Annotated in this window: 10 protein-coding genes; 6 read left to right on the top strand and 4 right to left on the bottom strand. The window is 45.2% G+C overall.

Features of this window, described 5'->3' with window-relative positions:
• Nucleotides 1-41: 41 nt before the first annotated feature.
• Nucleotides 42-701 (bottom strand): pyridoxamine 5'-phosphate oxidase family protein, encoded by a 660-nt coding sequence (locus ST37_RS06400; RefSeq protein WP_084884752.1) that lies wholly within the window; start codon nt 699-701, stop codon nt 42-44.
• A 93-nt stretch (nt 702-794) separates the two neighbouring features.
• Here ST37_RS06400 and ST37_RS06395 point away from each other — a divergent pair, with 93 nt between their 5' ends.
• Nucleotides 795-2,267, top strand: coding sequence for a PLP-dependent aminotransferase family protein (locus ST37_RS06395; protein ID WP_172400939.1), 1,473 nt, complete (start codon nt 795-797; stop codon nt 2,265-2,267).
• A 94-nt stretch (nt 2,268-2,361) separates the two neighbouring features.
• On the opposite strand, the gene ST37_RS06390 is transcribed toward ST37_RS06395, so the two are convergent.
• Both ST37_RS06390 and ST37_RS06385 read right to left on the bottom strand, forming a co-directional pair.
• Complete coding sequence (locus ST37_RS06390) at nt 2,362-2,541, bottom strand: hypothetical protein (protein WP_143698142.1); 180 nt, start codon at nt 2,539-2,541, stop codon at nt 2,362-2,364.
• Nucleotides 2,542-2,609: 68 nt separating this feature from the next.
• Complete coding sequence (locus ST37_RS06385) at nt 2,610-3,422, bottom strand: hypothetical protein (RefSeq protein WP_084884747.1); 813 nt, start codon at nt 3,420-3,422, stop codon at nt 2,610-2,612.
• Between the two features lie 574 nt (nt 3,423-3,996).
• On the opposite strand from ST37_RS06385, the gene ST37_RS06380 reads away from it, so the two are divergent.
• Nucleotides 3,997-6,357 carry a GGDEF and EAL domain-containing protein gene (locus ST37_RS06380; protein WP_172400938.1) on the top strand — a complete coding sequence of 787 codons (2,361 nt, stop codon included), beginning with the start codon at nt 3,997-3,999 and terminating at the stop codon, nt 6,355-6,357.
• Nucleotides 6,358-6,389: 32 nt separating this feature from the next.
• Here ST37_RS06380 and ST37_RS06375 read toward each other — a convergent pair whose 3' ends face one another.
• Nucleotides 6,390-7,496 carry an OmpA family protein gene (locus ST37_RS06375; RefSeq protein ID WP_084884744.1) on the bottom strand — a complete coding sequence of 369 codons (1,107 nt, stop codon included), beginning with the start codon at nt 7,494-7,496 and terminating at the stop codon, nt 6,390-6,392.
• Nucleotides 7,497-7,820: 324 nt separating this feature from the next.
• On the opposite strand from ST37_RS06375, the gene ST37_RS06370 reads away from it, so the two are divergent.
• The 4 genes from ST37_RS06370 (at nt 7,821) to ST37_RS06355 (ending at nt 13,139) form a co-directional block, all read left to right on the top strand.
• On the top strand, nt 7,821-8,711 hold the full coding sequence (locus ST37_RS06370; protein WP_242426237.1) for a DMT family transporter: 891 nt from the start codon (nt 7,821-7,823) through the stop codon (nt 8,709-8,711).
• A gap of 78 nt (nt 8,712-8,789) precedes the next feature.
• Complete coding sequence (locus ST37_RS06365) at nt 8,790-9,497, top strand: ABC transporter ATP-binding protein (protein WP_084884741.1); 708 nt, start codon at nt 8,790-8,792, stop codon at nt 9,495-9,497.
• Nucleotides 9,487-11,979 (top strand): ABC transporter permease, encoded by a 2,493-nt coding sequence (locus tag ST37_RS06360; RefSeq protein ID WP_084884739.1) that lies wholly within the window; start codon nt 9,487-9,489, stop codon nt 11,977-11,979. Before ST37_RS06365 ends, ST37_RS06360 begins: the two co-directional genes overlap by 11 nt.
• A complete protein-coding gene (locus tag ST37_RS06355; protein WP_242426235.1) occupies nt 11,979-13,139 on the top strand; it encodes a lipocalin-like domain-containing protein in 1,161 nt (386 codons plus the stop codon). Before ST37_RS06360 ends, ST37_RS06355 begins: the two co-directional genes overlap by 1 nt.
• The last annotated feature ends 110 nt before the right edge of the window (nt 13,140-13,249 follow it).

The raw sequence follows: 13,249 nt of genomic DNA, 5'->3' as shown, positions 1-13,249 counted from the left end.
AGACTGGCAGTGTCAGCACCTGCAACCTAATGTTGCTTTTGCTAGTTTTTGTTCCAACGATCTGCATAAGCTGCACTGTAATCGGGCTCGGTAATATCGTCTTCAAGTTCTTGTGCGGCAATCAGTGGACCCACTTTGGTCGAGTAAGGTAAATACCCTGCCCAGACCGGATGAGTCATATCCGCTAAGTCATCATTGACGGGCTTATCGCTGATTTTTACAGACGCTTCATTTAATGGCATACGCAGTAACATAGTGGCAGCTAACTCTTTGGCATTGCTTGCTCGAGCCTGCTCGGAGCGACCTGGGGCTATTTGCTCGATGAAGTGATCCAAAAGGCGCTTTTTAGCCGATGATTCTTCAATGGACTCAAAGGCTCCAAAAACCACAGCACTTCGATAGTGCGCGCTATGGTGAAATGCTGAACGCGCAAGAACCCACCCATCAAACAGCGTAAATGTAAGGCAAGTTTGCCCGCCGCGATGCAAGTGTCGCATTAACCGACTGTTATTAGCACCATGAATATACACATAGTCATCGACGCGCCAAGCCAGCATGGGTATCACTACTGGGCCACTCTCCTCAAGGATAGCAATGTGGGCTATCAATGACTCATCGATGATGGCATGCAACGATGTTGTTTCTGTTGACGCTTTGTGAGCAGCTTTTTTGAGTGTGGTGCGTAATGACTGTCCTAGCATGTTTTCATTCCTGTATTTGTTGAGCGTTATAGCAATGTACTGTTAATCTGGTATGGTATTTAGCACCAGTTTTAACAAATAGTAGGATCCAGTTTGGCGCTGATTGATATTGGCGATCTTTGTATTACAGAAGCGAGTGTGTCGAAGCAAGAGGGTTTGCAGCGGGCAATTCGCATAAAGATCGTAAAAGGGCTGTGGGTTCGTGGGGGAAAGCTCCCTTCGACACGTAAAATGGCCGAAGCAATGAACCTAAGTCGCAATACGGTCATATATGCCTACGAACAACTGGCTGCCGAAGGCTACATCGAAAGCCGGCAAGGATCGGGGTTTTATGTGGTTCCTAAATTGCCGGATCACTATCTTCAGGTGCCCGGCACACAAGCTAAGCGTCCAAACGTACAAACCAAGATAATCGATAAGCCTTTGCCGGATCTTAACCGTCCATTTTCACCAGGCGTGCCAGACTTGGCTCAGTTCCCTCACGCCAAGTGGCAGCGCTTTGTTTCTCGCCACAGTGCTAGCAACAATCTGATGGGTGCACAGACAATTGAAGGGTCACTGGCGTTGCGACGCGCTATTGCAGATTATTTGCTAGCCAGTCGCTCTGTTCATTGCAGTGCTAGCGATATCATTATCACTCAAGGGGCTCAACAAGCGCTAACTATCTCGCTGATGGCGACGATGAACCATCAAGATGACCAAGTCGGTATTGAGCAACCCGGATATACTCAACTAAGAAAAATCATCTCTTTACTAGGGTATCAATCTCAGGCATTTCCGGTGCGACCTGTTACTGGCTTGGATTTTGATAGGGTAACCGCGAGCACTGTAAAAACCCTCTACATTACGCCAAGCAATCAATACCCCCTTGGAACAACGTTAAATACGGAGCAGCGATTAGAACTGATTGCGTGGGCACAGCAACATCAAAGTTGGATCATCGAAGACGATTACGACAGCGAGTTTCAGTTTGCCCATCAACCCTACCCATCGTTACAAGGTTTGGCTGACTCACTTGGAGAGCCATCACGTGTGCTCTACGTTGGTTCATTCAGTAAGATCATGTTTAATGGGTTGCGCTTAGGCTATATGGTGGCGCCAAAAGCGCTGCAGGAACGCTGTCTAATGATAAAAGAAGCGCTCACTGGAAATACGCCCAGTCATACCCAAGCAGCCTTGGCCGACTTTATTGCGGAAGGAGAGTTGCTAAGACACATACGAAAGATGCGGCGTGTCTACAACGAAAAGTATCAGCGGTTAGTCCTCAGTTTGCATACCTATTTTGGTGGTGACGTTGAAGTGATCAGTCAAGCAGCGGGTTTGCACGTGACACTGCGGTGGTATGGACAACTTAGTGAACAGACATGGGCCGAACGAGCGTTAAAGCAAAACATCGTGATTAGACCATTGACGTACTACGAAACAGCCCAAGCTCCTGCTCGCGACTGGCAAGGCGCGGTTCTAGGGTTTGGCAATATCGCGTTAGACAGCCTTGATGAAGCCGTGTCTATTTTAGCGGACTGCTTTTACTCGAAAGACACGCGCAGTCATTACGGTTTGCCCTAGCTTTGCAAAATTCTAAGAATCGCTTATCTAGCATCAATACCACCCATCAAAAAGGGTCCTACAGCGACGACCCAATTAAATGTTAGTCAACGATCTATGTTTGCATTGTTACCTCTTCCAGTACATTCCCAATAGCACCGCTGGGTTGAGTAATACCAAGATAATGAGACAGTGTTGGGGCAACATCGTATGGGGTGATGTCTCTTGCAACTTCAGAACCCTCAATTGACATACCCGCAAATATTACGGAGACATGTATGTCATATCGAGCCATGTTACTTTTGCTGTCATCGTTTTTCAAAAACGGTAAGCCTCACCAAAGGTGTACATCTTTAATATCGGTTAGGCATCAATCCATTCACGGCTGTCGCTTGTCCAGATTAACTCACATGTTTCAACAATGATTTCACGATAGACCTCTAAAGTAATGGCGGAGATTTGACTGGAAAGTTTGTAGAGCTGTACCGCTATCTCATCTTCGTTACCCTCAAGACCGTGGTAATGATTTGCCTCATCCAGTTTCCCGAGAACATTGGTTTGGTCAAACTTAGTGAGCTTGTGAATGTCATTGACCTCTCGAAGTTTATTTTGCAATACGAGGCCTCTGCCAGTGACACGCAGCAGACTAATGCCATTAGTATCGCTAAGCGCGATTCGATATTGCGTTAATGCTTCGATGGCAGACATCACCCGCATCCATTTTTCGTTGTAATCGCCGACAAGAAACAGTTTGCCAGATTGGCTCATAAACTGAATGACCTGTTTATCAAGTACATAGATCATGCTACGGATGATTCGACCATGCTGGATAAGGTTGGAGGCCAAGGTATTGTCTGAGATGCTAAAGACGAGTGCTTCAACTTCTTGTTTTAACATTCTACGTTCGCTCAGTGGCGCCAACTGCCTGTCACGACACATGCGTTGGGTATGATGGATAAGCTCTTTGCCAGCTTGTTGAATCAATTTAGATTGTTGACTCGCATTCTGTTTAGGCCTCACACACAATGCACGTAATTGACGGGTCAAATCGATGCATCCGAGTAAGTCATTAATGCGCTGTTGAGAGCGTTTCAGGGTTGAATGTCCTCCAAACAATTGATGTGGGCTAATTCCGTTAAATAAATGACTTAAGTTTCCTGTAACGATAAAACTCATAGTAACTCCTCGTTTTTACAACTACTTAATGGTTAGCATAAGCTGTGCCACAATTAAGTCATTGTTTTAATGTGGGATTTGTTGTGCTATTGGTTCCCCTAGCACGCAGTTGAGAGTGCAATTGCACCAAGTTGGTCAAAAATTTGAATGGAAATAACCGTTTGGTCATAGCGACGTCGATACAATTCTTCAGCTAACTGTAATAACAGAATTGCAGATCACTGAGGTAAAGTGTTAACTTAACAGCATGTGTGATGGTAAAAGTGTGGTTGGCGCTTGTGGTAGCCGTCGCAAAACTTTCAATATATCGTAAAGTTTAGATACTTTTTTGATTGAAAAATCTCCAGTTGAGAGTAGTATCCCCGCGAAACTATAGAATAATAGCTTTATTCGTGGTGAGGAAGTTCCACTTAGTTAGCCGCAGTTTTCAGCATGGAATACTAGGACGCTGAGCCCAGTCGAAGGGTGCTGTGTTACTCACTATAAATAGATAGAAGTATAAATAATGACCAGTTTATCGGTTTCTCGATCAACGCTCAGACAATGGCTAAAATATATATTACATAGTGAGACTGTGACTCAAACAACAATCGCTGTCTTTGTTTCCTATAAAAATAATGCTCCCGTGCAGTTGGACAGTTCCAACGGCCAATTCCTACAACGTCTATTGCAACAATTTGCGGCCGATTTCCCTGCACCCTTAACTAATGCTCACACCGAGCACCTTTCTTTTGTTAGTGTTCTGCAAACGATTGCGCCATGTGGAGCAAAGATTGATTTAGCCGTTTCCTCGGAAGAGCCGCTCAATGACTCTCAGCGAATTAGCTTAAACAAACTTATTTCCACCATCGAAATCAGTTTTTGTAGCAGTCAAGAAAATGAGCCAGAAATTGATCTCATAGACTTTATTAACAGCCTTAATGATCACGTCTGGGTCAAAAACAATCAGGGCGAATACACCTACTGCAACAATGCTGTTGAAAATGCATGGGGGCTCACTGTAGAAGAAATTATAGGCAAGCGAGATCATGAAGTGTTCGATGAGAGCGTTGTTGAAACGTTTTTGCGCATGGACAAAATGGTTGTAGATCGTGACGAACAGATGGTGGTTGATGAGTGTTACCGTTCAGAAAATGGTAATGATCCAAATTGGTTGGAAACAATAAAGGCTCCTATTAAAGACAGTCATGGACAATTACTTGGTGTAGTCGGCATGACACGTAATGTCTCAGAGCGTAAGTTTGCTCTGGATAAACTGGATATGGCACGCTCTTTATTGGATAAAACCAAAGAAGCGTTGATGATCACTGACAGCGAAAATCGCATCATTGATGTGAATGCTGCATTTAGTGAGATCACTGGTTATACCGTCGATAATGTCATCGGTTGTAACCCACGCATTTTAGCGTCAGGGCACCAAGATGATGCATTCTATCGAAGAATGTGGACCACATTAAATGGCAAAGGGACGTGGCAAGGTGAGTTTATTAACCGTCGTAAAGACGGCACTCTCTATTATCAACAAACTACCATTAACCTAATCAGCCATAAAGATAGCTCTCAGCCTCCTCATTTTTTGTGCGTGTTTGAAGATGTATCGCAGCGTAAGGAAGACGAAAAAAGGCTTAAACACCTTGTAGAAGTTGACCCAGTGACGTCTTTGCCCAATAGAAACAAGCTCATTGAATTGATTGAGCTTTGCATCGAGCAGTACCACGCTCACAATAATCTGTTCACGCTAATTCAATTAGATTTGGATAACTTTAAGCTAGTTAATGATCTAATCGGACATGCTGGTGGTGACTTGGTCCTACAAGAGGTTGCAAGTCGCATTAAAAAGGCCACACCCGCTGGTAGCTATATTGCAAGAGTCAGTGGCGATGAATTTATGGTATTGCTCCCTGGGGTGTCAGAGCGAGATGATATCGTAAAGGTTATCAGTGAGATCCAAAGTAAGTTGCTGTCACCTGTACAGGTGCTTAACCACGAATCCATTCGACTCACCTCAAGCTTTGGCATCGCGATCTATCCAAAAGATGGTATTTCTCCGGCAGAGCTAATGAGAAACGCCGACTCGGCAAAGTTTGTTGCTAAGCAAAATGGTCGAAATGACTTTGCTTTTTATGATCCCGAGATACTGCAAGGGTCGGTATCGCAATTGCGAATTCAGAGTGCACTGGTTGAGGCGATTGAAGATACCCAATTCCATTTGGTGTATCAGCCTCAGTTTGATATGCAAACCAATAAGGTGTCTGGTTTTGAAGCGCTGCTGCGTTGGAATCACCCCAAACACGGTTTAATTTCACCTTCTGAGTTTATACCGATTGCTGAAAGTTCGGGCTTGATTGTACCTATTGGGTTATGGGTGCTTGAAGAAGCGGTTAAACAGGCGAAAACTTGGCTTGAACAAGGTTATGAGTTTGGCCGCGTCGCGGTTAACGTTGCAGGCCGTCAAATGTTGCATCAAGATTTTGTTTCGCAGGTTGACCAGGTTTTGCTCAAGCACCAATTACCAGGGCAGTACCTAGAGCTAGAAGTTACTGAGAGTTTTACGTCGACCAATACCGAAAAAATCATCGATGACCTCAATGGTTTGCATCAACTTGGTATTCAAATTGCGTTAGACGATTTTGGTACTGGATACTCGTCGATGTCATATTTGAAGAAATTACCCATCGATAAGCTCAAGATAGATCGCTCGTTTGTTATGGATACGCCTCATGACACCGACAGTAACGCTATCGCAAATGCTATCATCCTTATGGGGCAGGCGCTGGGTATGAAAGTGTTAGCGGAAGGTGTTGAAGAGCACGACCAAGTGAGCTATCTACTGTCTAAAGGGTGTTTTTTGGCTCAAGGGTATGTATTCGCTAAACCGTTACAGGTCAGTGATGCGGAAGCTCTGCTTGCAGAGCATACACAAACCGTCAAATAGAAAAATAGGTAGCTCAAGCTACCCATTTTTTCCTAAAAGAAGCTTTTTAGTGCGTTCCCAAGCTTACTGGCTTTCTCTACATTTTCGACTAATTCATCAAATTCGCTACCTTCGGCTTCTTTGTCCTCTGGTATTGTGTCAGCACTGTTATGCAGCGCATCTTGATGGACAATAGCGGCGTTAGGTGACAATACTTCTGGGTTGATCGCCACTATTTCAACGCGTCGATTTTTAGCGCGCCCTTCCTTAGTTGAGTTATCCGCAACAGGCATTGATTCCCCAAGACCTTCGGCTTGTAAACGATTTGAGGCGACAGCGTGTTGGACATTAAGCTGCTTTCTGACGGCTTGCGCGCGTTTTAACGATAATTTTTCATTAGCTAAGCTTGAGCCATTACTATCGGTGTGACCAATGATTTCAATGTTTAAGTCTGGGAATTGTTGTAACACCTCAGCAAGCTCTGCCAGTTCACTGCTTGATTCCGCTTTTAAAGTTGATTTACCCGAGTCAAAGTAAATGCCGTAAAGGTCGATACTGCCGCTAGCTTGCAGTTCGTACGCCATTGGGGATAAGAGGTCGTCGTTTACTTCTCCAGCCTCGATAACAAATTGCCAAACGTGGGTACGCTGCTGCATCACATTGACAAACAGTGAAAGGTATAAATTACCTTTTTGCGCTGCAAAATATTGAATCTCTTCACTGCCGTTTAAATACACACCTCGATGATTTTGGATCAGTTCATCAAAGTCACCGAGATTGCCTCTATAACATGTTCGTTCACAAGTATATAAAACGTCCATCCCTTGTCGTTTAGCGAGTTTTTGATAATTTCGAAATGTTTGGAGACTGGAATACTTTTTAGGCAGAATATAATGAATGTGAGTGAGCTTACCTTCAAGCTCGAGCGTTTCGTCAGCGTAGGCTCGATTATTTTTCTCGTAAGGTTTGCTTAAAATTAGGGTGGCGACTTCATAGTCCACGGCATCATAATCTTTAATGACAGCACCAGGCATAGGGTCAAAGGCAGGATGATCTTGTGGTGTTGTCTTGGCCACACCTTGGAATGACAAGAAAGTCGCAGCTCCTGCCAAAAACATTAGCCCTAAATGAGATCGTTGTTTGCGTGAATACCTAACCATTACTCTTCTCCACACATAAAAGTTCGATGCTTTTATGTCTTTTGTTTTTAATATGCAAATGTGAACTCAGCATAATAGAGCGTAATTAATGTACTAACATCCCATAAATAAGAATCATTTAAACTTTGAATGACAAGTATGGTTCAAGCTCTCAATTATAAATATCTTTTTATTTTTATAGGCTTAGAAGGATTTAGAAAAGGGGCGTTGTGGTGTTCAAGGACAACTTATGTGTGTGACGTAGCGCACTGTGTTAATATGAGCCTCTCTCTATTAGCCTAGCTTTGGCTGACAAACGTACGACTTTGCGAGACGCTTTAATTCATGACTCCCTCAAAACCTGTTGCCTCGGCTTTTGTTCCGCGCGGCGTTCATTATATGTTGATCTCCGCACTTGGGTTTGCGCTTATGTCTGCGACGGTAAAATACGTCAGCGAATATGGCATCCCTGTTTTTGAGATTGTTGCCGCTCGTGCTCTTGTTTCTTTCGTCCTAAGTTATATGGATGTGAAACGAAAAGGCTTGTCAGTGTGGGGGAACAACCGTCCACTGCTGTTTGCACGAGGTTTGGTGGGCACATTGGCTTTGTTTTGTGTCTATTACGCGGTGACAACGCTGCCCTTGGCAGAAGCGACGATTTTGCAATATGTTCATCCACTGTTTACCGCAGTGATCGCGTATCTATTTTTAAAAGAGTCGATACAAGCATCTACACTCATGTCGATTTGTCTATCTATTATTGGGGTCGCGGTCATGGTTTATCCTAACTGGGATAGCAGCATAGCCGCTGACTTACCCCTGTTTAGTGTGTGGGTAGCCCTATTGGGCGCTTTAGGTAGCTCAGTTGCCTATGTGATTGTTCGAAAACTGAGTCGTACCGAAGATCCTTCGGTTATCATATTCTACTTCCCACTTGTGGCCCTGCCAGTATCGCTGTTTGCCATTGGCGATGATTTTGTGATGCCCAGTGCACTAATCACACTCATGCTAGTGCTGGTGGGAATCTTCACTCAAGTTGGACAGTTGGGTCTGACCAAAGCCATGCAAACGGAAGCCGCGGGCAAAGCCTCTGCGTATTCTTATATCCAAATTGTATTCTCTGCATTGTTAGGGGTGGTGATATTTGGAGAGTTGCCAACGATATGGACAATCATAGGCGGCGGTTTGATCGTATCTGGTGCATTAGTCAATTTATTTTGGAAAAACAGAAACTAATCTCATCAGCAGTGGGTAACGTATACGCTATAGTTGCTATAGAAAATACCGTATACAAAAAACCTTCGCGGAGATGAGATGTTGCACGATGAGCCGAACGATCACCAATCACCCAGCGAGTCCTTTGTCGCCAATTTATCAAACGTCAGCAAAGCGTTTGAAGATGGCGATCAACGTCATCAAGTGTTTGAGTCTGTCGATTTTCGCCTATCGCAAGGTCAAAGCGTCGCGCTTACGGGCGCGAGCGGCAGTGGTAAAAGTACCTTACTTAATCTCATCGCGGGTTTTGAGCCCATAGACTCGGGTCAGCTGACATTACTGAATCAATCAGTACAACGATGGAATGACGACCGCTGGAGTGATTTTCGACTGCGTCACTTGGGCGTCATCTTTCAGCAGTTCAACCTGCTTACGCCGTTAAACGTAAAACAAAACATTGCTTTTTCATTGCAACTAAATGGCCGAAAGTGGGACGATTGGTGTGATCATCTGTGCGACAAACTAGGGTTAGACACGCTATTACATCGCCATGTGTCTAATTTGTCTGGTGGTCAGCAGCAACGAGTGGCGATCGCTCGGGCGCTGTCTCATAAACCGGCGCTGCTTTTGGCGGATGAGCCGACAGGTAACTTGGATGAGCAATCCGGCCTTGAAGTGATGTCACTCATTAGCGGCTTGGCGCATCAGTCTAACAGTGCGGTTTTGTTAGTCACCCATAGCCAACAATGTGCCGATTTCATGCAGCAGCAATACCATCTGGAGAAAGGAAGTCTGCATGTTAAATGAGGCTCCTACTCGCAACGTTCGCTCGTTCATAACGACACTGTATATTTTTGTTAGACACTATCGGCAATCGCCATTACAGGCGGGTGCTATATTGTTGGGAATTACTCTCGCAGTGACTTTGTTTGTCGGTGTTCAAGCGATTAACGCCAATGCTAAGCGCAGCTACAGCGAGAGTAGCGAGCAGTTAAGTGCGCGAGCGAGTTATCAAGTGCTCCCTATGGCGGGTAAAAGAACATTTGATGAATCGGTGTACTTTAGACTGCGAAAGCAAGGTGTGAGTTTATCGCTACCGGTTATCGAAGGCGTGGTTACCGATGACCAAGGCAAACGTTGGACCATTCAAGGCAGTGATCTGTTAGCTGCACTGACCAGTGTTCAACCTCAGGCTTCAGATGACAACGTGCAGACGGGCCTTAATCGTACCTGGTCAGAGCAAATACCGTTGGGAAAAATGCTTGCGGGTGAGGCCGTAGTTTTAGTCAGTCAGGCAGAGCTGGCAAGGGCAGGTAGGTGGCGAGTCAATGGTATTGAATTTGAGGTTGTTACGCTGCCTGAATCGAGTGAATTGGGCAATCGTATATTAATGGACATATCCTTAGCCCAGCGATTATTAGGCAGGCAAGGTGAGCTCAGCTATATAGCGCTATTTACGACTGAGCTTCCCAGCGGAATTGACAAGTGGATTGAAGGACAAGCAACACTACAACGTAATGACAGCGGAAATGATCTGCAAGCACTCACCGATAGCTTTCACCTTAATCTTACTGCTATGAGCTTGCTGGCGTTTTTAGTTGGGTTTTTTATTGCGTATAACGGCGTTCGTTATAGCCTACTTAAACGCGACAGGCTGCTTATGCAGCTGCAACATGTCGGCATAGCCAAAAAAACCCTGTTAAGTGCATTAGTAGTCGAACTCACATTGCTGGTTGTACTGGGCTCGGCAATTGGTTTTGTCTTAGGCTTACAGTTGAGCCATTGGTTACATCCGATGGTGGCGATCACTTTAGAGCAGCTCTATAGCGCCACACTACTGCCAGGAGAATGGAAGGTTGCTTGGTTTATCCAAGCGATGCTGCTGAGTTTGATTTCGGCATTAGTGGCGTGCAGCGCTCAATTTGTAAAAATGATCAATACTCCGCTGTCTCGGTCGGTGGGCTATTATCAGCTTCGCGAGAACTCTGTACAATTTACATGGCTGTTTTGGATTGGGTCACTGCTGCTGGTTAGTTCGCTTATTGGGATCAGTATCAGTGATCACTACCGTGTCACGTTATTTAGTATTGGTTTGATGGTCATTGGTGCACCTCTGATGTTGCCAATGCTGTTACATTTTAGTTTGCGGTGGTTAGCAACTCGTGGCTTTTCTGGACTTAACTCCTATGCAGTTGCTGAGGCAAAAGAGCTGGTTGCTCCGCTATCACTTGCGATGATGGCGATGCTAATAGCGGTGAGCTCAAACATTGCCATTAATACCTTGGTTGGGAGCTTTGAATCGACACTTCGTAACTGGCTTGAGGGGCGCCTGCATGCGGAGCTCTATATAGGCTCGGTGCAGCAAGACCATGCCGTCGTGCTAGAGTATCTCGAATCACACCCCCAGGTGTCTAAGGTTTATACGCAAACTTACCTCCCTACCAACTATCGTGGATTGCCCATAAATGTTGGTACCAAGGACCGAGATACCATGGTCGAAACCACTCTGTTTAGGTCCTCGCAAAAGGATGCATGGAAGTCCTTTTACGATAATCAAAGCGTGTTTATTAGCGAGGCAACGTCGGTAAAACTCAATGTAACCGTAGGCGATCAACTGGCACTTCCTTTTCTTAATGATGTTCCGCTAACTATTAGTGGCATATTTTACGATTATGGTAACCCTAAAGGCGAGGTACTTATTGCTCCGTCATTATGGCGTCAGTATGGATTTACCCCTGTACCGACCAGTCTAGGTGTTGGTGTCGAAGGCGATATAGCCACATTAAAACTCGCGCTCAACCAAGATTTAGGTTTCTCCAACAATCAAATGATCGATCAACTGAATTTAAAGCAGTTAGCCATTTCGATCTTTTCGCGAACGTTTGCCATAACGCAAGCGCTCAACATCCTGACATTGTTGGTCGCAGCGATAGGGTTATTTACCGCTTGCTACCTAATTGGGCAATCGCGGGTTTCTTCGGTAGCAAAGCTATACTGCTTGGGGGTTAAGAGGCGTTCGATGCGCATGATGCTGATCGGGCAAATGGGATTGCTGGTTGGACTCACTTGCTTAATGGCTATTCCAATTGGCTATGTACTGGGCAAGTTGCTGACTGAAAATGTCACGCTTCAAGCCTTTGGTTGGACACTATTTTTTGAGTGGGATTGGCCAAAGGTAGGGATGACCATCGGTATTACATTATTGGCAAGTTTTTGTGCCACGCTTTTTCCACTGTTGCAGCAGACAAAGAGGCCCTTGCTTGCCAATCTACAAAGTGAGGTGCTGTAGTGATCAATGACTATCAAGGCTGTTATTTGAAGAGCGTTTTGTTACTGTGTTTGACAGTCGCGTCGCTATTCACTCTTAGTGGGTGTGACGCTGACACTCCTTCGACACCGGATGATCCCTCATTTGGCGCAATGATGTCTAACCCTATCCAGGCTTACGCTAAAGTTACCGCCGAACGTGATTTTAGTTTTCCAGCGGATCATCAATCTCATGACGATTTTCGCCATGAATGGTGGTATTTAACCGCTAACCTTGTTGGAGAATCAGGAAGAGAATATGGCGTTCAGTGGACGCAATTTCGCTTTGCAACGTTTGCAGAAGCTGAAGAGCAACTGCGAGCAGAGAGTCAGCCAGATATAGGGTGGAATAGTCGCCACGTGTATATGGCTCATAGTGCTTTGACTACCCAAGATGCCCACTATGCTGCAGAAAAATGGTCACGTTCACACTCACAATTAGCGGGCGTAGATCGCGAGCCGTTTGCCGTGTATTTAGACGACTGGCGCTGGCAGTCAACAAGCGAAACGCTTTTCCCTGCAACGCTCTCAGTGACCCATAAACGTGCTGGGATAAAGCCTCACAACGATGATTTTAGTTTTTCATTGGGTTTACAATCAGCTGCGCCATTCCAGCTGCAAGGTGATAGAGGGTACAGTATAAAAAGTGCCGATGGTGCTGTGGCATCGTACTACTATAGCCAACCCTACATTGATGTTGAGGGGGAGGTCATCGTCGATGGTGTTGCTGACAAGGTGAGTGGTAAAGGGTGGCTAGACAGGGAGTGGAGTAGTCAAATATTGTTGGACTCGCAGCAAGGGTGGGATTGGTTTGCGTTACGCCTTTCTAACGACATTACTTTGGTGCTATTCCAACTGCGTCCTAATGAAGAAGGGGATCTATTTAAAAGCGCTCGGATAATGGATGCAAAAGGTAATGGCTTTGCCATAAACGGTGAAGAGATTGTTCTTGCTCCTACAGACCAAACCAATGCGCACCCAACGCAATGGCAGGTGAGTATTCCAAAGCACGATATCAACCTCATGGTTACCGCGCTTAACCCTAATGCGGCAATGACGCTGTCCATTCCTTATTGGGAAGGACCGGTACGCTTTACCGGAAGCCACAGTGGTAAGGGTTACCTAGAAATGACCGGATATTAGCGGTTGTTTCTAAAAGCGCTTCTCGCCCAAACAATACGCCGGGGTTTCTGTTATGTGACTCTAAAAATGTGCTACAGAATGTGAAACGACGCGACGTCATTCACAGGTAA

The sequence above is a fragment of the Vibrio sp. qd031 genome, from assembly GCF_002100145.1.
Classification (GTDB): Bacteria; Pseudomonadota; Gammaproteobacteria; order Enterobacterales; family Vibrionaceae; genus Vibrio.
Note: the sequence above shows the minus strand (reverse complement) of the source record. Positions and strands in the feature narration are given on the sequence as shown.